The sequence below is a fragment of the Paraburkholderia sp. J8-2 genome (genome assembly GCF_905220195.1).
In the GTDB taxonomy this organism is placed as follows: Bacteria; Pseudomonadota; Gammaproteobacteria; order Burkholderiales; family Burkholderiaceae; genus Paraburkholderia.
The window spans coordinates 91,674-113,510 of record NZ_CAJMZA010000009.1; the positions used below are offsets into that span (position 1 = coordinate 91,674).

General features: G+C 65.6%; 20 protein-coding genes. 6 read left to right on the plus strand and 14 right to left on the minus strand.

From position 1 onward, the window contains the following. Positions 1-113 precede the first annotated feature (113 nt). A complete protein-coding gene (gene hemP, locus U5A52_RS20930) occupies positions 114-374 on the plus strand; it encodes a hemin uptake protein HemP (RefSeq protein WP_321912397.1) in 261 nt (86 codons plus the stop codon). 338 nt (positions 375-712) lie between these two features. Here hemP and U5A52_RS20935 read toward each other — a convergent pair whose 3' ends face one another. The 6 genes from U5A52_RS20935 to uvrB form a co-directional block, all read right to left on the minus strand. Continuing rightward, positions 713-1,120, minus strand: a complete 408-nt coding sequence (locus U5A52_RS20935) for a GlcG/HbpS family heme-binding protein (RefSeq protein ID WP_321936077.1) — start codon at positions 1,118-1,120, stop codon at positions 713-715. Positions 1,121-1,250: 130 nt separating this feature from the next. Beyond that, positions 1,251-2,678, minus strand: a complete 1,428-nt coding sequence (locus U5A52_RS20940) for a 4Fe-4S binding protein (protein WP_321936078.1) — start codon at positions 2,676-2,678, stop codon at positions 1,251-1,253. Further along, positions 2,675-3,520 carry an FTR1 family iron permease gene (locus U5A52_RS20945; RefSeq protein ID WP_321912404.1) on the minus strand — a complete coding sequence of 282 codons (846 nt, stop codon included), beginning with the start codon at positions 3,518-3,520 and terminating at the stop codon, positions 2,675-2,677. Before U5A52_RS20945 ends, U5A52_RS20940 begins: the two co-directional genes overlap by 4 nt. 66 nt (positions 3,521-3,586) lie before the next feature. Then, on the minus strand, positions 3,587-3,940 hold the full coding sequence (locus tag U5A52_RS20950; RefSeq protein ID WP_321912406.1) for a cupredoxin domain-containing protein: 354 nt from the start codon (positions 3,938-3,940) through the stop codon (positions 3,587-3,589). A 91-nt stretch (positions 3,941-4,031) separates the two neighbouring features. Next, a complete protein-coding gene (locus U5A52_RS20955) occupies positions 4,032-4,580 on the minus strand; it encodes an iron transporter (protein WP_201698127.1) in 549 nt (182 codons plus the stop codon). A 295-nt stretch (positions 4,581-4,875) separates the two neighbouring features. Then, entirely contained in the window at positions 4,876-6,957 is a 2,082-nt protein-coding gene (gene uvrB / locus U5A52_RS20960) for an excinuclease ABC subunit UvrB (protein WP_321912410.1), read from the minus strand. 337 nt (positions 6,958-7,294) lie between these two features. On the opposite strand from uvrB, the gene U5A52_RS20965 reads away from it, so the two are divergent. Continuing rightward, positions 7,295-8,494, plus strand: a complete 1,200-nt coding sequence (locus U5A52_RS20965) for an amino acid aminotransferase (protein WP_321912412.1) — start codon at positions 7,295-7,297, stop codon at positions 8,492-8,494. 99 nt (positions 8,495-8,593) lie between these two features. Here the strand turns inward: U5A52_RS20965 and U5A52_RS20970 are convergent, their stop codons facing one another. Further along, positions 8,594-9,871: a patatin-like phospholipase family protein gene (locus U5A52_RS20970; protein ID WP_321936079.1), complete on the minus strand. Its 1,278-nt coding sequence runs from the start codon at positions 9,869-9,871 to the stop codon at positions 8,594-8,596. A gap of 29 nt (positions 9,872-9,900) precedes the next feature. Continuing rightward, positions 9,901-10,704, minus strand: a complete 804-nt coding sequence (locus tag U5A52_RS20975) for a 3-hydroxybutyrate dehydrogenase (RefSeq protein ID WP_233882158.1) — start codon at positions 10,702-10,704, stop codon at positions 9,901-9,903. Between the two features lie 271 nt (positions 10,705-10,975). On the opposite strand from U5A52_RS20975, the gene U5A52_RS20980 reads away from it, so the two are divergent. Further along, positions 10,976-11,947, plus strand: coding sequence for an aldo/keto reductase (locus U5A52_RS20980; RefSeq protein WP_321936080.1), 972 nt, complete (start codon positions 10,976-10,978; stop codon positions 11,945-11,947). 252 nt (positions 11,948-12,199) lie between these two features. Further along, positions 12,200-13,045 carry a 23S rRNA (adenine(2030)-N(6))-methyltransferase RlmJ gene (locus tag U5A52_RS20985; RefSeq protein ID WP_321912419.1) on the plus strand — a complete coding sequence of 282 codons (846 nt, stop codon included), beginning with the start codon at positions 12,200-12,202 and terminating at the stop codon, positions 13,043-13,045. A 32-nt stretch (positions 13,046-13,077) separates the two neighbouring features. On the opposite strand, the gene U5A52_RS20990 is transcribed toward U5A52_RS20985, so the two are convergent. The 3 genes from U5A52_RS20990 to cueR form a co-directional block, all read right to left on the minus strand. Next, the gene (locus tag U5A52_RS20990) at positions 13,078-13,470 is read right to left on the minus strand and encodes a hypothetical protein (protein WP_321936081.1); all 393 of its coding nucleotides are present in this window, start codon (positions 13,468-13,470) and stop codon (positions 13,078-13,080) included. Positions 13,471-13,664: 194 nt separating this feature from the next. Then, positions 13,665-13,814: a DUF3563 family protein gene (locus U5A52_RS20995; protein WP_321912421.1), complete on the minus strand. Its 150-nt coding sequence runs from the start codon at positions 13,812-13,814 to the stop codon at positions 13,665-13,667. Positions 13,815-14,111: 297 nt separating this feature from the next. Further along, on the minus strand, positions 14,112-14,537 hold the full coding sequence (gene cueR, locus U5A52_RS21000) for a Cu(I)-responsive transcriptional regulator (RefSeq protein ID WP_321912423.1): 426 nt from the start codon (positions 14,535-14,537) through the stop codon (positions 14,112-14,114). A gap of 161 nt (positions 14,538-14,698) precedes the next feature. On the opposite strand from cueR, the gene U5A52_RS21005 reads away from it, so the two are divergent. Both U5A52_RS21005 and U5A52_RS21010 read left to right on the plus strand, forming a co-directional pair. After that, entirely contained in the window at positions 14,699-14,905 is a 207-nt protein-coding gene (locus U5A52_RS21005) for a heavy-metal-associated domain-containing protein (protein WP_321912425.1), read from the plus strand. Positions 14,906-14,916: 11 nt separating this feature from the next. Further along, on the plus strand, positions 14,917-15,828 hold the full coding sequence (locus U5A52_RS21010) for an SDR family oxidoreductase (protein WP_321936082.1): 912 nt from the start codon (positions 14,917-14,919) through the stop codon (positions 15,826-15,828). Positions 15,829-15,904: 76 nt separating this feature from the next. On the opposite strand, the gene U5A52_RS21015 is transcribed toward U5A52_RS21010, so the two are convergent. Genes U5A52_RS21015 through imuA form a run of 3 tightly spaced genes read right to left on the minus strand, consistent with a single transcriptional unit; the run spans position 15,905 to position 21,786 of the window. Continuing rightward, positions 15,905-19,399 carry an error-prone DNA polymerase gene (locus tag U5A52_RS21015; RefSeq protein ID WP_321936083.1) on the minus strand — a complete coding sequence of 1,165 codons (3,495 nt, stop codon included), beginning with the start codon at positions 19,397-19,399 and terminating at the stop codon, positions 15,905-15,907. Between the two features lie 34 nt (positions 19,400-19,433). Beyond that, complete coding sequence (locus U5A52_RS21020) at positions 19,434-21,032, minus strand: DNA polymerase Y family protein (RefSeq protein ID WP_321936084.1); 1,599 nt, start codon at positions 21,030-21,032, stop codon at positions 19,434-19,436. Next, positions 20,941-21,786 (minus strand): translesion DNA synthesis-associated protein ImuA, encoded by an 846-nt coding sequence (gene imuA / locus U5A52_RS21025; RefSeq protein WP_321912432.1) that lies wholly within the window; start codon positions 21,784-21,786, stop codon positions 20,941-20,943. The genes U5A52_RS21020 and imuA overlap by 92 nt, the downstream gene beginning before the upstream one ends. Between the last annotated feature and the right edge of the window lie 51 nt (positions 21,787-21,837).

Consider the following 21,837-nt stretch of genomic DNA (forward strand, 5'->3'; position numbering starts at 1 on the left):
CCGCTTCGGCTCAGGCTATCGGTGTTCGATTTCGATGAATATCTCGTAGTTGTAAATGTGAACGATTATCATTTAGAATCATTCCATCGAATCGAGACAAAGACGTCACGTTCATGACCGAACTGAACCGCACCTCCACGCTAAGCTTGCGCCGCAACGGCAGCTCGGCACTGACCAGCGCACGGCCCAAACCTGCCGTCGCTCAGCCGAAGCCGCGCAAGATCGCCGAAACGGCGGCCGCCGCGCCAGGCGACGAGCGCAAGCTGGATAGCGCGGCGCTGCTGCAAGGCCGCAGCCATGTGAGCATCATGCACAACGGCGAGACGTATCAGCTGCGGGCCACCCGGCTCGGCAAGCTGATCCTGACGAAATAGGAAACCGCGAGGTTTCAACCGGGTATTGTGGGGACCGCCTCCTCTGAGAGGCGTTGGGGCATTAGCCAGCAACGACGGCTTGCACGCGAGATCTAGACCCCTTCGTGCAGACATCCTTCAAGCTTCAAGCCAGCCGTCGAAGCAAGCCACGCCATTTTTTTGTTCTCACACCTGTGTCGATCCGGAGTTGGCGCTTTAGCGCTTACTCCGGTCCCATGCAAAGCACGGGGCGGCGCGCGAAGCGTGAGCCGCCCGAGGCTATGCACCCCGAGCAAAAGCCGCGGCACGGTCCGCGGCTTTTGTTTTTCTGGCGCCGCTACGCGCGGCGATGGATGCGCTTACTCGACCCCAAGCGCCACAATGCCGGCACGCGCAATAGCCGCATCCTGATCGGACTTCACGCCCGACACCCCTACCGCGCCAATGACATCGCCGTTCACGATCACGGGCACGCCGCCTTCCAGCATGCCGGTGAGCGGCGCGCTGAGAAACGCCGTGCGGCCCTGCTTGATGACGTCCTCGTAGACCTTGCTCTCGCGGCGCCCTAGCGCGGCGGTGCGGGCCTTGGCTACGGCGATCTCCGAGGTAATGGGCGAGGCGGCGTCGAGCCGGCGTAGATACAGCAGATGGCCGCCATCATCGACGATGGCAATCGTCACGATCCATTCATTCGCGCGGGCGTGCGCAACGGCTGCGTCGGCTACCCGGATCACGTCTTCGTCGGTCAGTACTGCTCGCGTTCGCATGCGTCTCTCCGAAAAGTCAAAAACCGGGTTTGGCAAGATAGCCAACCCGGTCTTTGAGAGTAACCCAGACTTGTGCCGCGACGCGCTGATGCCTCGTATGTCGGCTATATCAGCGGCAGACGAAGAAACGTCAGCGCACCCAGCCCCAGAACATGAGCCACCACGCGCTGTCCACCACGGCGAGCGCGAGCGCGAAGCCCGCGAACGCCAGTGCGCGCTGCCAGAACCGCGAGCTGTAGCGGCCCGTCACACGCCAGGCGAGCCAGGCGCTCCAGAGATTCGTGATGACGAGAATCGCAATGCGCACCTCGGCGGCCCAGTCTAGCGGCACGTGCTCGGCGCGCAGAAGCGAGAGCGTCGTGGCCGAGAGGCCGAGGAACACGCCCGCGCCCGCCAGAGGAATCAGCGACTGCGCGAAGTGATGCAGGCGCCGCATCTCGAAACGCCCGAGCACGGCCGTGGAGCCCGCGAGGATCACGAGCAGCGCCGTGCCATACACGAGCGCCGTGGCGACGATATAGCCCACGATCATCGTGCCGTCGAGCCACGAGAACACGTCGTTCTGCTCCGGGTAATGCGTGAGCAGGAACCACGGCGCGTTCGTGTCGAGCGGCCAGGTGATGTCGCGGTCGATGAGCCAGCCTGCGAGCCATTGCTTGATGCCGATAAACCACGGCGAGCCCGTCCAGTGGAACGCGCCGATCGCCACACCGAGCAGGCCGTAGAGAATCAGCGCGGTGTCCCACGGGTTCGCCTGGCTGTCGCCCAACTCGACCACTTCTTCCCCGGGCGAGCGCCACGAGAGCGCAATGGCGTCGCGATGGCCGCTGCAGCGTCCGCACATGTGGCACTGCGCGGCGCCCTTCATGTTGCGCAGCGGCACGAGCGGCGCGCAGTTCACGGGAATCACGCGATGCCCGCCGTGCTCGCCGTGCGTGTAGGAGTTGCGCCAGGCGTCTTCGTCGACCTTGAAGCGAAACGGCGCGAGACGCGCGAGAAGCGCAAAAACCCCGTTCACGGGGCAGAGATACTTGCACCAGACGCGCTTCTCGCGCCCGTACAGAAAACCGATCACCATCGCGCCGAGCGTCGAGCCGCCCAGCACGAGCAACACCGCCTTGGGGTACTGGTAGACGCTCACCATCTGACCGTAGATCGTGGTGAGGCCAAAGGCCACGAAAGGCCAGCCGCCCCAGCGCATCCAGCGCGGAATCGCGCGGCCGCGTCCGAACTTGCTGGCGAACTCGGTGAGCGCGCCTTCGGGGCAGAGCACGCCGCACCACACGCGGCCGAGCATCACCATCGAGAGCAGCACGAACGGCCACCAGATGCCCCAGAACACGAACTGCGCCGCGAGCGTGAGGTTGTTCCACAGGTGCGCCGTGTCGCCGGGCAGCGGCATCGCCGCCGGCACGAGAATCAGGAATGCGTAGACGGCAACGACGACCCACTGCACGGCGCGGATCGCCGCGCCGTGACGTTGCATCCACTGGCCCGCCTGGGCGAGCTTGCCAGGGCGCCCGTTTGGCTGCGTCGGGCGAGCGGATGCACAACTCATGCTGCCTTCCTCTTCGCAACCACGCCCGCGCGGCCGGTCGCGCGCCGCACGAGGAACCACACCACGAGCCAGTACACGGCATAGGCGACCAGGTTCATGAGCGCCGGATGCGCGCGGTAGCCCGTGAGCGTCGCGACGAGCGAGCCGAAGGTGCTCGAGTCGTCGAGGATCGCCGAGGAGTTCCACACCTGGTCGACGATGGTCGGCAGGATTTCCTTGTCGATCAGCTTGTCTACGCCGGTCTGGAACAGGCCCGCGCCGAGGAACAGCAGCATGATCTCGGTGATGCGGAAGAAGTGCCGCCACGAGAAGATCTTGCCGCCCAGCTGAAGCAGATAGAACGTGAGGAACGCCAGCGCGAGGCCGATCAGCACTGCGAGATACTGGCTCGCATCCACATGGCCCGACTGACCGAAGCCGAGGCCGTAGAGAAAGATCACCGTCTCGCTGCCTTCGCGCGCGATGGCCAGCGCGACGAGAATCGTCACGCCCCACCAGTTCGCGTCGCGCGTGCTCTTTTCCAGCGACTCTTCCATCTCGCGCTTGAGCGTGCGGCCGTGGCGTTTCATCCACAGCACCATCTGCACGATCAGCACGCACGCCACCAGCACCATGCCGGTCTGGAAGTAGTCCTGCGCGTCGCCCGACAGCACTTCGGTGAAGCCAACCAGCGCCGCGCCGAGCGCGACGGCGGCAACGATGCCGAGCGCCACGCCGCCCCACAGGTACGGCACGCCGCGCCGCGCATCGGCGTCGCCGTTTTTCAGCCACGCATAAAGAATCCCGACGACGAGCAGCGCTTCGACGCTCTCCCGCCACACGATGAACATCACCTGACCCATTCAACACCTCCCGCTACCGGCGCTACACGCCAGCGGCCTTACTTCGCTACGCTTATTTCGCGACGCTTATTTCGCGACGATCACGCCCTGCGCCTGCTGGTGGAAATCGTCGAAGAACTTGTACTCGCCCGGATCGAGCGGCGCGATCACAACGAAGGAATCCGCGCCGGGCGCCAGCACCTTTTCCTTGCGCAACTGAACGCTCTCGAACTCCGCGGCGCCCTTGCCCGTATTGCGCACCTCGATCTTGATGCGCTTGCCCGCCGGCACTTCGATGCGCGCCGGGTTGAGCTTGCCGTCGTTCATTTCGAGCTTGAACGTGGGCAGATCTTCGGCGTGCGCGATCGTGGCCACGCCCGCGAGCGACACCGCAAAAGACGCGCTGAGCGCGAGCGCCGCAAACTTCCGCTTTCCAGTCATGGGTTTTACCTGCTCCTTGCTGCCATTCATGCGGCGGCGCTGGACGAGATACGCGCCGCCGCTCGCACTGCCGGGTGACACTAACTACGACTTAGTAACCGCCCTTCTTGCCGATGCCCGCGAACGGGAAATCGTATTCCAGCGTGATCGGCTTGAACCACGGGCCCACGCCCGTTTCCTTGTCGACGTGACGGCCGAACGCCATGTGGCCCGTCTGCATCGGCGCCTCGACGATCAGCTTGAGGTGGTACTTGCCGGGGCCGGCGAGCTTCACGTTGTCGCCGTAGTGCGGGCCGTCGTTGGCGACCATCGGCATCAGGTCGCCCTTTTGCACGTAGCTCGAACCCGGCTTGGTGAGTTCGTAGTGAACCTGCAGATACGGCATCCAGTCGCCTTCGGCGAAGCCGGTCGGGTTGTTCTTGACCGCGTGGATGTCCGATTCGAGGTGAATGTCGGAATCCGAGGCCTTGCGCATCATGCCTTCCGGCTCCATCGTGATCGGCTGCAGATAGACCGCGCCAATTTCCATGCCGCCCTGGATTGCCTGCTTGCCGATCGGGTATTCCGCCGCGTTGGCCGCAAACGCCGCCGTGGCGGCCGCGATGACGGCAGTGCCGCGCAAGAGAGAGTGAATCCGCATCGAAACTCCTGGTTTTTATATATGAGGGTTACATCCGACCTACGTTCGCTGCGTCCATGTAATAACGCTAATGCGAACAATTCTCAATAATGGCGAAGTTTAACACCGATGCAGATGAGGGACAAATTCGGAGGCGCGGAAAACCCAACCGCGACAGGGTTTTAGCAGCGATTTGTTAACAGGGGCTTACGGCGGCTAGCGGCCCGGTTGCAGCGTCGGGATCTGACGAAAGGCATTCGAATGGAACAGGCAGGGTGCGGCGCAAAGCCGCCCCACCCGTCTCGTGGCCCGATGCTCAGATCGGATGGTCGCCCACGTTCGCCCCGAACACGCGCTGGCGCAGCACCGCGAGTTGATCGCGCGTCTGGGCAGCCTTCTCGAATTCGAGGTTCTTCGCGTAGTCCATCATCTGCTTTTCGAGCTTCTTGATTTCCTTGGCGATCTGCTTCTCGGACATGTCCTCGAACTTCGCGCGCTCCTGCTCCTCGCGCAATTCGGCGCGGGCTTCATCGACGTTGTAGACGCCGTCGATGATGTCCTTGATGCGCTTGACCACGCCGCGCGGCACGATGCCGTTCTCTTCGTTGAAGTGGATCTGCTTGGCGCGGCGGCGCTCGGTTTCGTCGATCGCTCGGCGCATCGAGTCGGTAATGCGGTCGCCATAGAGAATGGCCTTGCCGTTCACGTTACGCGCGGCACGCCCGATCGTCTGGATGAGTGAGCGCTCGGCGCGCAGGAAGCCTTCCTTGTCGGCGTCGAGAATCGCCACGAGCGAGACTTCGGGAATGTCGAGGCCTTCGCGCAGCAGGTTGATGCCCACGAGCACGTCGAAAGTGCCCAAACGCAGGTCGCGGATGATCTCCACGCGCTCGACCGTGTCGATGTCGCTATGCAGATAGCGCACCTTCACGCCGTGGTCCGAGAGAAACTCGGTGAGCTGCTCGGCCATGCGCTTGGTGAGCGTCGTGACGAGCACGCGCTCGCCCACGGCCACGCGCTCGTTGATCTCGCCGAGCACGTCATCGACCTGCGTCGATGCGGGCCGCACCTCGATCACCGGGTCGACGAGGCCCGTGGGCCGCACGACCTGTTCCGCGATCTGACCCGTCACCTTCTTCTCGTAGTCGGCGGGCGTGGCCGAAACGAACACGACCTGGCGCATCTTGCGCTCGAACTCGTTGAACTTGAGCGGCCGGTTGTCGAGCGCAGAAGGCAGCCGGAAGCCGTAATCGACGAGATTTTCCTTGCGCGCGCGGTCGCCGTTGTACATGCCGTTGAACTGGCCGATCAGCACGTGCGACTCGTCGAGGAACATCATGGCGTCGGTCGGCAGGTAATCGACGAGCGTGGGCGGCGGCTCGCCGGGCAGCGCGCCAGAGAAGTGCCGCGAATAGTTCTCGATGCCCTTGCAGAAGCCCAGCTCCTGAAGCATTTCCAGGTCGAAGCGCGTGCGCTGCTCGAGGCGCTGCGCCTCCACGAGCTTGCCTTCCGTATGGAAGAACTCGAGGCGCTCGCGCAATTCGGACTTGATGGTTTCAACGGCGCGCAGCACGGTCTCGCGCGGCGTCACATAGTGCGACGACGGATAGACGGTAAAGCGCGGAATCTTCTGGCGCACGCGGCCCGTGAGCGGATCGAAGAGCTGCAGCGTTTCCACTTCGTCGTCGAACAGTTCCACGCGCACGGCCATTTCGGCGTGTTCGGCCGGGAAAATGTCGATGGTGTCGCCGCGCACGCGGAACGTGCCGCGCTGGAAGTCCTGCTCGTTGCGCGTGTATTGCATGGCGATCAGGCGCGCGATGACGTCGCGCTGGCCGAGACGGTCGCCGTGGCGCAGCGTGAGAATCATCTGGTGGTACTCGGACGGATTGCCGATACCGTAGATTGCCGAAACCGTCGCAACGATCACCACGTCGCGCCGCTCCATCAGGCTCTTGGTGGCCGAAAGCCGCATCTGCTCGATGTGCTCGTTGATCGACGAATCCTTCTCGATGAAGAGATCGCGCTGCGGCACATAGGCTTCCGGCTGGTAGTAGTCGTAGTACGAGACGAAGTACTCGACGGCATTGCGCGGGAAGAACTCGCGGAACTCGGCGTAGAGCTGCGCGGCGAGCGTCTTGTTCGGCGCGAACACGATGGCCGGGCGGCCCAGGCGCGCGATGGTGTTCGCCATCGTGTAGGTCTTGCCCGAGCCCGTCACGCCAAGCAGCGTCTGGAACGAGAGGCCGTCCTCCACGCCTTCCACGAGCGTTTCGATGGCCGTCGGCTGGTCGCCGGCCGGCGGGTACGGCTGGTAGAGCTGGAACGGCGAGCCTTCGTACTGGACGAATTTCGACTCGTCGAGCGCGCTCGCGTCGGCGACGGTGTGGTCGGACATGGGGGGCATCCTGTGCGCGGAGCAAACAACTATTCTAGCGTCTTGCCGAATCTTGCCGATGAGCAAGCCTGGGGCGAGACGAGGCGGGCTTACGCATACATGGGGCGTAACGGCGGCGCTGCAAGGGCCGCGCGCCGCGGCGACGACGAACACCCAGACGAACGCCAAAGCGAGTGCGCGCCGGAAACCGCCCAATCGTGCCGGAAATAGCCCTGAAAGCGGCGCGGAGAATGGCAAATCCGCGGAAATCCGGCTTGAGGATTCGTTACAATAGCGAGTTCCGTGGCCGGTGCAGCATGCGGCCCAACCGATCTTCCTTCACTTTTGCCGAACGATCATGTCCCTCTTTTCCGCTGTCGAACTCGCCCCCCGCGACCCGATCCTGGGTCTGAACGAAGCCTATAACGCCGATGCGCGCGCGACCAAGGTGAACCTCGGTGTGGGCGTGTACACCAACGAAGAAGGCAAGATTCCGCTGCTGCGCGCGGTGCGCGAAGCCGAAAAGGCGCGTGTGGAAGCCGGTCTGCCGCGCGGCTATCTGCCGATCGAAGGTCTCGGCGCATATGACGCCGCCGTGCAAAAACTGCTGCTCGGCGACGATTCGCCGCTGATCGCCGCGGGCCGCGTCGTGACGGCGCAGGCGCTGGGCGGCACGGGGGCGCTTAAGATCGGCGCCGACTTCCTCAAGCGCGTGAACCCGAACGCCAAGGTCGCGATCAGCGACCCGAGCTGGGAAAACCACCGCGCCCTGTTCGAAAGCGCAGGTTTTGAAGTCATCGCGTATCCGTACTACGACGCGCAGACCAACGGCGTGAACTTCGAAGGCATGCTCACCGCGCTGAACGGCTACGCCGCCGGCACCGTCATCGTGCTGCACGCGTGCTGCCACAACCCGACCGGCGTGGACCTCACGGTCGACCAGTGGAAGCAGATCATCGAAGTCGTGAAGGCGCGCAACCTCGTGCCGTTCCTCGACATCGCGTATCAGGGCTTTGGCGACGGCATCGCGGAAGACGGCGAAGTCGTGCGCCTCTTCGCCGCTTCGGAACTCAACGTGTTCGTTTCGTCGTCGTTCTCGAAGTCGTTCTCGCTGTACGGCGAACGTGTGGGCGCGCTGTCGATCCTCACGAGCAGCAAGGAAGAATCGGCGCGCGTGCTCTCGCAGCTCAAGCGCGTGATCCGCACGAACTATTCCAACCCGCCGACGCACGGCGGCTCGGTGGTCGCCGCCGTGCTCGGCTCGGCCGACCTGCGCGCCATGTGGGAAGCGGAACTCGGCGAAATGCGCAACCGCATCCGCGCGATGCGCACGGGCCTCGTCGAGCGCCTCACGGCCGCTGGCGTGGACCGCGACTTCAACTTCATCAACGTGCAACGCGGCATGTTCTCGTACTCGGGCCTGACGGCTGCACAAGTCGACCGCCTGCGCGAAGAGTTCGGCATCTATGCCGTGAGCACGGGCCGCATCTGCGTGGCCGCGCTGAACACGCGCAACCTCGACGTCGTGGCAAGCGCAGTCGCACAAGTGCTGAAGTAAAGGCGTTGCTGCAACGCGGCGTGCTGATCCGATAAAAAAGGCGTCCGTTCGAAGAACGGACGCCTTTTTCTTTGTCGAGTGGCAAAAGCCGCGAATGACTCAGACGCCGTGGCCGCGCATGTCGCGATGGATATCGTGCGTGACGAAACCCGAGTCGTTATCGGGCTTGTCGAGCCAGCCCGGCTGCGCGAGCGAGGCGCGGATGTCCAGCAAGCCGCTTGCCCAGTGTTCGCGCATGGTCGAGATGCCGAACTGGTAGTCCTTGAAGTGCCCCTCGTATTCCTTCTGCCGGTAGATGAGGTGGATTACGTTGTACTTCTTCGAGCACGACAGCTCGTCCGCCAGTGCGACCCACGGATCATTGCGATGCTCGGGCGCGACGCGATCGAGCACCTCGCGCAGCACATGGCGGTAACGCTGCGAGCGCTGCAGGATGTCGGTCACGAGACGCGTGCGGCTCGAATACTGAATGTCCTTCACGCGGCCCTGCACGTCGATGAGGTTGTCGGGCACCGGTCCGCGTGCGCTCCAGAGATCGACCTGGAACGCGAGCGTGTCGCGCCGCGGCGTGGTCTGGATCACCTCGTAGAGCGGCGTGTTCGACATCAGGCCGCCGTCCCAGTAGTACTCGCCGTCGATCTCCACCGCCGCGAAGCCTGGCGGCAGCGCGCCCGAGGCAATGAAATGCTCGGGGCGCAGCTTCGTGGTCTTGTTGTCGAAATAGACGAAGTTGCCGCTGCCCACGTTGACCGCGCCCACCGACACGCGCGTTTCGCCCGAGTTGATGCGCTCGAAGTCGCACAGACGTTCCAGCGTCGCCTTGAGCGGCTTCGTGTCGTAGTAGCTGGCCGTTTCGGGCGAGCCCGACCCATGAGGCAGCGGCGGCGGAAAGCGCGGCACGAAAAAGCCCTTCTGCCCTTCCATGATCGCGCCTGCCGCCTGCATGGCCGTGAACGTCTTGCGCACGGCGGCATTCGCATTGAAGAGCGCGTGCTCGACGAAGGACGGCAACGGGAAGCTGTAGGCCGGCTGGCAGATCGTTTCCCAGAACTCGCGCAGACGCGCCACGCGATGCTCAGGCGCATTGCCCGCGATGATGGCGGTATTGAGCGCGCCAATTGAAATGCCCGCGATCCAGTTGGGCGCAATGCCGGCCTCGACGAGCCCTTCGTACACGCCCGCCTGATACGCGCCGAGCGCCCCGCCCCCCTGCAGCGTGAGCGCGATGGTTTCCCACTCCTTGGCCTGCGGGCCGCACTGGGAAACATGCGGATGCGGTGCGTTGCCGGCATGCGCGCCGGACTGTGCACCGGCATGCGCGCCGACTTCGTCGTCGACCGCGCTCGACTGGACCTGCCCTTTCTTGCGTTGCGCCATTGCCGCGCCTCCTGCGCTCGATGCCTGCGTTATTGCATGAACCAGCCGTGGCTCACCACGAAGGACTGGCCGGTGAACGCAGCGCTCGGGAACGCCGAGAGGAACAGCACGGTTTGCGCGACGTCCTCGACGGTCGTGAAAATACCGTCCACTGTGCCGCCGAGCATCACGCGCTTGACCACTTCTTCTTCGGAGATGCCGAGTTCCTTGGCCTGCTCCGGAATCTGCTTTTCCACGAGCGGCGTGCGCACGAAGCCCGGACACACCACGTGCGAGCGCACATTGTGCTTGCCGCCCTCCTTGGCGAGTACGCGCGCGAGGCCGAGCAGCGCGTGCTTGGCCGCGACATAGGCCGACTTCAGCGGCGACGCCTCGTGCGAGTGGACCGAACCCATGTAGATCACCACGCCGCCGCGGTCGTCCTTGTACATGTGCTTGAGCACCGCCTTGGTGGTGAGGAATGCGCCGTCCACGTGGATGGCCTGCATCTTCTTCCAGTCGGAAAACGCGTAGTTCTCGATCGGGTTCACGATCTGGATGCCGGCGTTCGAGATGAGGATATCCACCGGGCCGAGTTCGGCCGCGACGCGGTCGATGCCCTGGTTCACGGCGTCCTCATTGGTCACGTCCATGGCGACGCCGATGGCCTTGCCGCCTGCGCCCTTGATCTCTTCGGCCACGGCGTCCGCGCCGCTCTGGTTCAGGTCGGCGATGGCGACCGCAGCGCCTGCCTGCGCGAGCGTGAGGGCGATCTGCTTGCCAATGCCGCTGGCCGCGCCGGTAACGACTGCGACCTTGCCATCGAGTTTCGTGTTCAGTGAGAGAGACGACATCGGGCACCTCCAGGTGAGTGAACGGGACAGGATGAAACCTCGGAGCGCGCGCCGTCAAACCTGACGAATGGCTTATGCCATCCGGCCGGATGTTGCGTCGCGGCCAACCAGGCTATTGTGCATGAACCCGTCTCGTCCAAGCATCGAGCAAGACAAGCAAAAGCGATTTTCGCCGCAGTGCAAAGCGCAATGCGGCATGCCAGCCACCGCAAGGCCGTTCAGCAACAATGGCCAAGTCGTGCTAGCTTTATCGGCTCACAAGGAGGCGTTAATGAACTATCGGCGACTGGGCCGCTCAGGCCTGCAGGTAAGCGAACTGTCCATCGGCTCGTGGGTCACCTACGGAAACCAGGTCGACGCCAGGCTCGCGCGCGAATCGCTCGCGGCGGCGCGCGACGCGGGCATCAACTTCTTCGACAACGCCGAGGCTTATGCAGGCGGCAAGTCGGAAGAGCTCATGGGCCAGGCGCTCAAGGAGCTAGCGTGGCCGCGCGTGAGCTACGTGGTCTCGACCAAGTTCTACTGGGGCTTGAACGAAGCGCCCAACCAGTACCACACGCTCAACCGCAAGTACCTCATGAACGCGATCGACGGCTCGCTCAAGCGGCTGCAGCTCGAATACGTCGATCTCGTGTTCTGCCACCGTCCCGACCCGAACACGCCGGTCGAGGAAACCGTCTGGGCGATGAGCGACATGATCACGCGCGGCAAGGCGCTCTACTGGGGCACGTCGGAATGGAGCGCCGACGAAATCCGCGCCGCGTGGGAAATTGCGGAGCGTCATCACCTGCACAAGCCGGTCATGGAGCAGCCGCAGTACAACCTGTTCCATCGCACGCGCGTGGAAGACGAATACCGCCGGCTCTACGAGGACATTGGCCTCGGCCTCACCACCTGGAGCCCGCTCGCCTCGGGCCTGCTCACCGGCAAATATCGCGGCGGCGTGCCGTCGGGCAGCCGCGCGGAACTGCAGGGCTACGACTGGCTGCGCAAGAATGTTACCGACCCTGACAAGAACGAGATCGTCGGCAAGCTCGCCGAGTTCGCGAAACAGCTCGACTGCTCGGTGGGGCAGCTGGCGCTCGCGTGGATCCTGAAGAATCCGCATGTGAGCACGGTCATCACCGGGGCCTCGCGTATCGAGCAAATCGGTGAAAACATGAAGGCGCGCGACGTGGCGGAAAAGATCACGCCGGACGTCAAGGTGCAGATCGAGGCCATCGTCGGCGACGCTTACGACTGACGTCTCGCGCATGCCCGCAACGCGCGGCGCGCTCGCCGCCGTCGGATGGGGGCACGCCTGAGCGCGTCCGGGAGGTTGGCGTACTGCGGGTGACTCGCGTTGCGGCTGCGCACTCGCGGTGACGTACAATACGCGGCCTCGCTGCGCGCACCGCTGCTTCGGTAGCGGTGTGCGTATGGCGCAGGCAGGCGGCGCAGCAATCGCGCCGCCGCCGTTTTCCCCGTTCTCACCGGACTTCGTGTCCCGTCCATCATGCTGAGCTACCGTCACGCCTTCCACGCCGGCAATCATGCCGATGTCCTGAAACACGCCGTCGTCGTGCAACTGCTGCATTACCTCGGCAAGAAGGACAAGGCGTACTGGTACATCGACACCCACGCGGGCGCGGGCGCCTACGCATTGCGCGAAGGCTACGCCACGAAGAACGCCGAGTTCGACACGGGTATCGGCAAGCTGTGGGGCCGCAACGACCTGCCTGCGGCGCTCGCCGAGTACGTGGACGAAGTGGCGGCGCTGAACCCCGATGGCGACTTGCGCTTCTACCCGGGCTCTCCCTATCTCGCGTGGCGTCTCATGCGCGAGCAGGACCGCATGCGGCTCTTCGAATTGCACAGCACGGAAATCGACGTGCTGCGCCACCGCTTCCACGACGCGGGACGCCGCGTGATGATCTACGCAGGCGACGGCTTCGACGGCATCAAGGCGCTCCTGCCCCCGCCGCCGCGCCGTGCGCTCGTGCTGATCGACCCGTCTTTCGAGGACAAGCGCGACTACGCGCGCACGCTGACCTGCGTCGAGGAAAGCCTCAAGCGCTTCGCGAACGGCACCTATGCAGTGTGGTATCCGCAGGTCACGCGCCCCGAGTCGCAGCGCTTTCCGGAGCAACTCAAGCGCCTGCAGGACAAGAACTGGCTGCACCTCACGCTTTCAGTGAGCAATCCGCCCGAAGACGGTTTCGGCCTTTACGGCAGCGGCATGTTCATCCTGAACCCGCCCTACACGCTCGAAGCGGCGATGAAAGAGGCGCTGCCCTGGCTCGTGAAAACGCTGGGCCAGGACGCCGGCGCACAGTTCAAGATCGAGTCGCGCGGCGACTGAGCCGCGCGAACCGCCTCACTCCGCTTGAGGCGTCACTGCCCGGCCGGCAACGGCTGGGGAAGCGGCGGCGTTTCGCGATGAGGCGGGCGTGGCGGCCGCGGCGGCGGATTCGGCCGACCGCCGCCCTGCTGCACTTCCACATACGGCGCGACGACATAGGGCTGCGACGAATCCGGCGCAAGACCCGCCGGCTGCGCCGCCTGCACCATCGGTTCGTGCGAGAGCGGCGCGTTTTGCAGAACGATGCCCGGTTGACCGTCGCTAATCCCTCTTTGCGTATCCAGAATCAGCGGCTGCCCCGCATGCACGCTGGCGCTGGCGCACGCCATGGCGATGGCGATCAGCCCCGCACGCGCAACAGAAAAACGCCGCGGCGCGCGGCGCGGCGACACCAATGTGCGATGGGAAATGCGGTCTTGCACCATGAACGGCCCCCGGAGAGATAGCGACACCATTGCTATGACGGCTTGTCGCAAAAAAGACTTTACCTTACCGCGGTGGGAAGGCTCAGACTCTGCTCCATCGGTGGTGCAGAAATGACAAAGCCCCGCCAATGCGGGGCTTGAAACTGTGCTGCTCTCACCGGGTCGACACCCGGTCAGTGGCCTGCAGCGCCGGCTTACAGCGAGCTGTAGCCGTTCGACTCGATCGAACGAATGCGCTGTTCGAGCTGGACGATATCGGCCGACGATGCGAGATACGCTTCGCGGCGACGACGTTCAGCAGTTTCAAACCAGTTGCTCAGCTTTTCAAGAAGGAATGCAAACATGATGGTGTGCTCCAAGGATTCGGTTCGGCGATCCCCGGTGAATTCGCATCAGGGATAACCCTCATTAGGGATAACCCGTATTATAGCGGTTGCACCGAACTTTGCTAGTGAATTGCCCGAATACCGTGCATTCCATTTTGGAATGATGGTGGGATACGAATCGGCAACATCATGTTTTATCGACACATTTTTCAGCATTTTCGCAGGCGATTGTCAGCAATCGCGCGCAAACGCACCAACATAGTGCAATTAGTCAGTGCGGTTGCGGCAATTTGCCCATGGCGGTTGCACCTGCGCTCAGTGCGCGTGGCCGGGCTCGTGGCAGTCCGTCGCGGCGGTGTCGGCAAGCCGTTCGATGATCGGGCAATCGGGGCGGTCGTTGCCCTGGCAGTGCGAAGCCAGATGGGCGAGCGTGTCGCGCATCTGGGTCAGTTCGGCGATGCGCTGGTCGAGTTCGGCGACGTGTTCGAGCGCGATCGACTTGACCTCGGCGCTCGCGCGCGAGCGGTCGTGCCAGAGCGCCAGCAGGCGCCGGATGTCGTCCACCAGAAAGCCGAGCCGGCGCGCCTGACGGATGAAGCGCAGCGAATGCACCTCCTGCGCACCATAGACCCGGTAGCCGGACTCCGTACGCCCTTTGGGCGCAAGCAGTCCGACACTTTCGTAGTAGCGAATCATTTTCGCCGTGACGCCCGATTCGCGCGCCGCTTCGCCGATGTTCACGCCGTTCTCCCGCTGTCTGGTCAAAGGTTGATCAATGGTTTGATCGTACACCTTCCCATGATGGGAAGGTCCAGCGCGTCAACTGGCCCCGGCTGGCATAATCCGCCGGCGGCCTCATATCGAGTAGTAGCAAGCCTCAATCTCTGAAAAAGGAACACACGATGATCCAGTTCAACGTCGAAGGCATGAGCTGCCAGCACTGCGTAGGCGCCGTCACGCGCGCGATCCACGAACACGACGCGCAAGCCAAAGTCGAGATCGATCTGGCCGCCGGTCGCGTGAAGGTCGAATCGAGCCAGAGCGCCGAAGTCCTGAAGTCGGCGATCGACGAAGCCGGCTACACCGTGGTCGGCACGGCCAGCGTCTGACAGGCCGCGCCATGTTCAAGGTTGCCGTGATCGGCGCGTCCGGCCTGCTAGGTCGCGCCATCGTCCGCGAACTCGCCGCAGAAACGCCCTGGCAGGTCGTGCCGACCGCGTTCCGCCATGGCGGCCCGCAGCAGACCGTGCTCGATGTGCGCGACGCGCAGGCCGTGAAGGCATTCGTCGAGCGCGAGGCGCCCGACGCGATCGTACTGGCCGCCGCCGAGCGCCGCCCCGACGTGTGCGAGCACGATCCGGCGGCAGCGCGTGCGCTCAATGTCGATGCCGTGCGCAGCGTCGCTGCGGCGGCGCGCCAGCGCGACGCGTGGGTGCTTTCGATCTCCACCGATTACGTGTTCGACGGCACGCAGCCGCCCTACCGTATCGACGACACGCCCAATCCGCTCAACGCCTACGGTCACAGCAAGCTCGAAGGCGAACAGGCCCTGCTCGAAACCAGCGACAACGCGCTCGTGCTGCGCCTGCCCTTGCTGTACGGGCCGATCGTCGGCTGGCATGAATCGGCGGTCACGAGCCTCGTGCCGGCTATCCGCGCGTCGGCGCAGCCCGGGGCGCAGGCGGCGCCGATGGACGCGTGGGCCACGCGCTACCCCACTTTCACGCCCGACGTGGCGTTCGTGATCCGCGAACTGCTGCTGCGCTGCGCGGACGGCGCGCCCGTGCGCGGCATCGCGCAATGGTCCGGCGACGAGCCGATGACGAAGTACGACATCGCCGAGCGCATCGCGCAGGCACTGGGCGTAGAAGCGCGTCTGCTCGCACAGCCGACGCCCACCGACGCCACGCCGCGCCCACGCAACTGCCATCTCGATTCGAGCCGTCTCGAAACACTGGGCATGGGCCGCCGCACGCCGTTCGACGCGGCGATTCGCGCCGTGCTCGACGCTTTCATGAAAGACGGCGCATAGCGCGGGGGAGCACCGCAGCGGCCCGTCACGAGGCCGTTGCGCGCATGGTTTCTACGTAGAAACCCGCCGCGAACATTCAATGGAAATTCCGGCTCTCCGTTGCGAGCCGCCCAAGCAGCCGGCTGTGGTCCTCCAGCCGGTGCGCCACGAGGTGCACCACCTCGCCTTCGCGCTGCACCACGCCCGCCACCGCCAGCAGCGAAGACCCGAGCAGCGCCTTGCGCTGCGACTCGACGAGCGCCGCGTGCACGATCACGTTGATGGTGCCGGTTTCGTCTTCCAGAGAAACGAAGATCGTGCCGTTCGCCGTGCCCGGCCGCTGCCGCACCGTGACGATGCCGCACACGCGCGCGAGCATGCCGTGCCGGCAATGCGCCAGTTGCTCCGCCGTGCGAAAACGCTGCTTGGTGAGGCCGTGGCGCAGCAGTTCGAGCGGATGGCGATTGAGCGTGAGACGCAGGCTCGCATAATCGGCGACGATTTCCGCGCCCTCGGAAGCACGCGGCAACGCGAGCGGCGCCTCGGCAACGGGCGCATCGCGCAACAGCGCAGGCACCGCGTGCTGCGCCGTCACGGCCCACCATGCCTCGCGCCGGTGGCCCGCAATGCTCGCAAGCGCGTTCGACGCCGCCAGCGCCTCCAGTTCGCGCCGCGTGAGCGCCGCGCGGCGCGCGAGGTCGTCGACATCGGTGAACGGTGCGCGCTCGCGCGCCTCCATCACCCGCCGCGCGGCATCTTCGGAAAAGCCCTTGATGAGACTGAAGCCGAGGCGCACGGCCGGGCCGTCGCGTCCATAGCGCCGCGGCGCGAGCGCAATGCGTGAGCGCACGACGCGCTTCGCGCCGTCCATGAACCTGTGCCGCCGGCCGCCGCGCTTGAGCGTGCCGCGCAGCAACAGCGCAGCCGCGCCCAGCAGCGCGCGATACCGCAGCACCTCGGCATGGCGCACGCGCAGCGCCCCGGCATCGAGCCGCTCCCCCGGTGCGCCGCGCCGCTCCAGCACCGACGCCCAGTCGCTCAACGCGATATCGGGCGCACGCACCTGCACGCCGTGACGCTTCGCATCCTGCACGAGCTGCGAAGGCGAATAAAAACCGAGTGGCTGACTGTTCAGCAGTCCTGCCAGAAATGCCGCGGGCTCGTAACGCTTGAGCCACGAACTCGTGTAGACGAGCAGCGCGAAACTCGCCGCATGGCTTTCCGGAAAGCCGTAGTCGCCGAAACCCTCGATCTGCTTGCAGATGCGTTCGGCGAACTCCAGCGAGTAACCTTTCTTGAGCATGCGCTGCGTGAGATCCGCCTGATACGGACGCAGATCGCCGTCGCGCCGCCATGCGGCCATCGCGCGGCGCAGCTTGTCGGCCTCCTCGCCGGTGTAGTCGGCGGCGACCATGGCGAGATGCATCACCTGCTCCTGAAAGATCGGCACGCCGAGCGTGCGCTCGAGCACCGGGCGCAATTCCTCCTTCGCGTACGCCACCGCTTCGTCGCCATGCCTGCGCTTGAGGTACGGATGCACCATGTCGCCCTGGATCGGCCCCGGCCGCACGATCGCCACCTGAATCACGAGGTCGTAATACGTGCGCGGCCGCAAACGCGGCAGCATGCTTTGCTGTGCGCGCGACTCGATCTGGAACACGCCGACCGTATCGGCTTTGGCGCACATGCGATACACCGCCGGGTCCTCGGCGGGAATGTCCTGCACGCGCATCTCCGGCAACCCGCGCCTTAGCGCCACGAATTCGAGCGAGCGCCGGATCGCCGAGAGCATGCCGAGCGCGAGCACGTCCACTTTCAAGAGCCGCAGCGCGTCGATATCGTCCTTGTCCCACTCGATCACGTAGCGGTCCTTCATCGCCGCGTTTTCGATTGGCACGAGCCGCGAGAGCTTGTCGCGCGCGATCACGAAACCGCCCACGTGCTGCGAGAGATGGCGCGGAAATCCACGCAGCTCGCGCGTGAGACGAATGAGCTGCTGCGTGACGTGCGAGTCCGGCGAAAAGCCCGCCTCCTCCAGATGGCGCGCGATCGAATCGGGGCCGTCCCACCACTGATGCGCGCCCGAGAGCTTTTCGACGAGCGCATTGTCGAGGCCGAGCGCCTTGCCCACGTCGCGCAGCGCGCTGCGCGAGCGATAGGTGATGAGCGTCGCGGCCAGCGCGGCGCGGCGCGTGCCGTACTTGCGGTAGATGTACTGAATGACTTCTTCGCGGCGCTGATGCTCGAAGTCGACGTCGATGTCGGGCGGCTCGTTGCGCGCACGAGAGAGAAAGCGCGCCACGAGCATGTTCATGCGCACGGGGTCGATCTCCGTGATCTTCAGGCAATAGCAGACCACCGAGTTGGCCGCCGAACCGCGCCCCTGGCACAGGATCTTCTGCTCGCGCGCGAAGCGGACGATGTCGTGCACCGTGAGAAAGTACTTCTCGTACTTCAGCTCGTCGATGAGTTCGAGTTCCTGTTCGATCTGATTGCGGCGCTTGTCGTTCAGGCCGTCGGGCCAGCGCTCCAGGGCGCCCTTCATCACGAGCTTGCGCAACCACGTTTGCGGGGTTTCGCCGGGCGGCACCAGTTCCTCGGGATATTCGTAGGCCAGCTCGCCGAGCGAAAACGTGCAGCGCCGCGCGACGTCGAGCGTCGCGTCGAGTGCCTCGCGCGGATAAATCGCACCAAGGCGCACGCGCGAGCGCAGATGCCGCTCCGCATTCGCCTCCAGCGCGCGCCCGCAGGAAGCCAGCGGCTTGCCGATGCGAATCGCGCTCAACGTGTCCTGCAACGGCTTGCGCGAACGCGCGTGCATCAGCACGCCGCCCGCCGCGACGAGCGGCAGGCCGCTTTCCTGCGAGACGTGGCGCAGCACTTCGATCTGCGTGTCGTCGCCGCCGGTTTGCCAGAGTTCGAGCGCGAGCCACGCGCGTTCGGCCGCGAAGCCCGCGAGCCAGTGCGCGGCGCGCAGCGTTTGCGCGAGCGTGGCCGTGCGCTGCGGCACGAGCAGCAGCACGCAGTCGCGCAAGTGCTTCAGATGCTCGAAGTCCGGATCGGGCTCGGTGAAATCGGCGGGATGCACGCGATAGCTGCCCTTCGCCGCACGCGAGCGCGCGAGCGTGATCAGCTCGCACAGATTGCCGTAGCCTTCGCGATTCGTTGCGAGCGCAACGATCGTGCAGAACGGCGCGCCATGTTCATCGACGAGATTCAGCTCGCTGCCGATCAGCAAATGCAGCGACGGTTCGAACGGGCCCAAGGCCGCGGCGGCGGAGTTGCCGCCGCGTTCGCGGGCCTCGCGCACGGCTTCGTCATGCGCTTTCTTGCGCGCCTCGTCGTATTCGTTGAGCGCACTCCAGGCGCGCACGACGCCCGCGAACGAGCATTCGTCGGTGATCGCGAGCGCACGGTAGCCGTGGCGGATCGCCTGCTCGACCAGCTCACCCGGGCGCGACGCGCCGTGCAGGAAAGTGAAGTTGGTGAGGCAGTGCAGCTCCGCGTAGTCAGGCAACTGCGCGGACAACTGTGCAGGCGATTGCGCTGGCAACTGTGAAGGCGACGGCGCGCCCGTCCCGCTGGTCGACATGATTCCTGAAACCCGAATGAGCGACGAACAAGCGCTAGCCGAACAGGCCTTGCAGATACCACTGGCCGCCAATGCGCTCGCGATACAGCCAGAACATGCGGCCCTGGTCGTCGGCGGCGACGTAGTAGTCGCGCCCGACGCCCTCGCCGTCCCACCAGCCGGACTCGATGCGCTCGGTGCGTGTGAGCGTCTTCAGCGGCCGTCGATAAACCGGGCGGTCACCGCGCGTCGCGAGCTTGAGCGGCTTTTCGAGCAGCCACGCCGGACGCGGCTGGGCCGGCAGCGGCACCTCGGGCAGGTCGAAGGCGCTTTGCACGGGCGCGCTCGCGTCCGCTTCCTGCTGCGGCTTGCCTGCCTTGCGCGGCTTGCGCGCACGCTTGGCGCCGCTCTCGCGGTAAGGCCGCGCCGACATCGCCAGCTCGGGCCGATGATCGTCCTCGACGAAAAGCTGCAGCACGTTCTGCTCGCCAAGCCGCGCGCCGATGCGCTCGAAGAGCTGCCCGAGCGATGCTTCGGCGGCCTCGGCCATCGGAAAGAGCGTGTCGGTGGGTGCCGCGTATTCGCTCACCTGCGAGGCGACGAGCGCAAGTCCAATGACGGGCGCGGCAAGCTCGGTCTGATTCAGGCGCTCGCGCAGCAGCCACAGCAGATGCTCGGCGTCGCGCGAAGGCGACGCCCACGCGATCGCGAGCGTCGAGGTGCGCGGCGCATGCCGCGAAGCCAGTTCGTGCTCCAGACGCAATTCGAAGCCGCTCAACGCCGCGTGCTGCGCGGCAAGCCAGCCGGCCAGCTGCATCACGAGCCGGCGCGCGGCAAAGAGCAGCGCCTCGGCGCTCTCCACGCGCGCCTGCAATTCGAGCGCCGCGTGAAACGACGGCGGCGCGGCGAACCAGACACGCGGATCAGGCGCTTCGCCGCGCGCCTGCGCGAGCCAGCCGAGCACGCCGTCGCCGAAACGCCGCACGATGCCCTCGCGCGGCAGCCGCCGCAGATCGCCGAGCGTCGCGCAGCCGATCTGCGTGAGCGCGTGGTCGTGCTGCGCGGCGAACGGCGCAAGCGTGACCGGCAGCGAATCGAGCACGCGCGCGAGCGTCGTTTCCTTGAGCACGTGCCAGCGGCGCGACGAACGCGTGACGCGCGCCTGGGCGAGCGTCCACGCGCCCCACGCCGTGGGCGCGCAGGCGATGCGCGCGGTGTGTCCGCAGCCCGCCACCGTCGCCGCAACCTTCCCGAGCAGCGCGCGCACGCCGCCGAAAAGACGCAAACCCGAGCCGACTTCGAGCAACAGTGTGTGCGACTGCGCGAACGACACCTTGGGCGTATAGGCGAGCAACGCGAGCGCGAGCGCCTCGAACGCACGGGTCTCGCGCGCCGGATCGGCTTCGAGCAGCACGAGCCCCGGCGCAAGCGCCAGCGCATGCGAGCGCGTGTTGCCGGGCTCGACGCCCAGGCGCAGCGCGTCGAGATCGGCGATCAGGATGCGCGTGTGGTCGGCGAGCGCGTAGCAGCGCGGCGCGCTGACGGCATCGGCATCGGCGCTTTCAGGCAGGCGCGCTGTTGACGGCGCCGGCGGCATCAGAGGTCTGACGGCCTCCAGCGGCAACAACGGCAAGGTGACGGCGATCCACAGCATGATTGACCCCGGGCCACGGCATGACGACGGAGGCTGCGTCCGGCTGGGGCAGCACCGCGTCCTGCAGCGGCAATGTAATGACGAGTGGCTGGGCGGGCGGCGGCCCGCGGCGCTTGAAGATATCGACGCAGAGCGCGGCAAGCTGCATCCATTGCCGCCGGTTCAGGTTCGCGTCGTCGGGCGGCGGCACCGGCGAGCAGGTCATGCGCAGCGGCGCCGGCGACGACTGGTTGCGCGCGGCGAGCGGCCGCACGAGAAACGCGAGCGCCTGCGAATCCTGGGCGGCGACCTGCAGACGGCGCACGGCGTCGGGGCGCGCTTTCGTCTGCCAGAGCAGCACGGCGCCCATGCCTTCCTGCTTGAGCGCCTGCTCGGCCACCCAGGCGGCCTCGTCTTCGGCCGCACGCACCCAGATCACGCGCTCGAGCGCGAGCCCCCACGCCTTGAGCGCGCAGGCGTACGGGCGCCATGGCGGCGCGACGAGCAGCACGTGCCGGCCCGCCTGTGCGGTAAGCGCGCGCAGCGCTGGAGCGACGAGCCGCATCTCGCCCACGCCGCCCTGCTCGACGAGCAGTTCGGTCAGGCTGCCTGCGGGCCAGCCGGCGCCGGGAAGCTGGGCGTCGAGCGTGGCGTGGCCGCTCGGCACCGAGCGCTCGCTGGCGTGCGCAAGCTGATCGCCCTGCCACACGCGGCTTTGCAGCCGGGGGGGCAAGTGCGCGGCGAGTTGCGCAGTGGTCTGCACGGCTGCTGCCATGGTTCGTAGCCTGGTTGATGGGAACGCTCCGCCCTGCCCAGCAGGAAATGG

Coding starts and splice junctions, on each gene's coding strand:
- U5A52_RS20950 (WP_321912406.1), bottom strand. CDS start 3,940: ATGACTGGAAAGCGGAAGTTTGCGGCGCTCGCGCTCAGCGCGTCTTTT.
- U5A52_RS20935 (WP_321936077.1), bottom strand. CDS start 1,120: ATGCGAACGCGAGCAGTACTGACCGACGAAGACGTGATCCGGGTAGCC.
- U5A52_RS20945 (WP_321912404.1), bottom strand. CDS start 3,520: ATGGGTCAGGTGATGTTCATCGTGTGGCGGGAGAGCGTCGAAGCGCTG.
- U5A52_RS20985 (WP_321912419.1), top strand. CDS start 12,200: ATGCTGAGCTACCGTCACGCCTTCCACGCCGGCAATCATGCCGATGTC.
- U5A52_RS20970 (WP_321936079.1), bottom strand. CDS start 9,871: ATGGCGCAACGCAAGAAAGGGCAGGTCCAGTCGAGCGCGGTCGACGAC.
- U5A52_RS20955 (WP_201698127.1), bottom strand. CDS start 4,580: ATGCGGATTCACTCTCTCTTGCGCGGCACTGCCGTCATCGCGGCCGCC.
- U5A52_RS21020 (WP_321936084.1), bottom strand. CDS start 21,032: ATGCTGTGGATCGCCGTCACCTTGCCGTTGTTGCCGCTGGAGGCCGTC.
- U5A52_RS20965 (WP_321912412.1), top strand. CDS start 7,295: ATGTCCCTCTTTTCCGCTGTCGAACTCGCCCCCCGCGACCCGATCCTG.
- U5A52_RS21015 (WP_321936083.1), bottom strand. CDS start 19,399: ATGTCGACCAGCGGGACGGGCGCGCCGTCGCCTTCACAGTTGCCAGCG.
- hemP (WP_321912397.1), top strand. CDS start 114: ATGACCGAACTGAACCGCACCTCCACGCTAAGCTTGCGCCGCAACGGC.
- U5A52_RS20940 (WP_321936078.1), bottom strand. CDS start 2,678: ATGAGTTGTGCATCCGCTCGCCCGACGCAGCCAAACGGGCGCCCTGGC.
- U5A52_RS21010 (WP_321936082.1), top strand. CDS start 14,917: ATGTTCAAGGTTGCCGTGATCGGCGCGTCCGGCCTGCTAGGTCGCGCC.
- U5A52_RS21005 (WP_321912425.1), top strand. CDS start 14,699: ATGATCCAGTTCAACGTCGAAGGCATGAGCTGCCAGCACTGCGTAGGC.
- U5A52_RS20995 (WP_321912421.1), bottom strand. CDS start 13,814: ATGTTTGCATTCCTTCTTGAAAAGCTGAGCAACTGGTTTGAAACTGCT.
- imuA (WP_321912432.1), bottom strand. CDS start 21,786: ATGGCAGCAGCCGTGCAGACCACTGCGCAACTCGCCGCGCACTTGCCC.
- U5A52_RS20990 (WP_321936081.1), bottom strand. CDS start 13,470: ATGGTGCAAGACCGCATTTCCCATCGCACATTGGTGTCGCCGCGCCGC.
- U5A52_RS20975 (WP_233882158.1), bottom strand. CDS start 10,704: ATGTCGTCTCTCTCACTGAACACGAAACTCGATGGCAAGGTCGCAGTC.
- uvrB (WP_321912410.1), bottom strand. CDS start 6,957: ATGTCCGACCACACCGTCGCCGACGCGAGCGCGCTCGACGAGTCGAAA.
- U5A52_RS20980 (WP_321936080.1), top strand. CDS start 10,976: ATGAACTATCGGCGACTGGGCCGCTCAGGCCTGCAGGTAAGCGAACTG.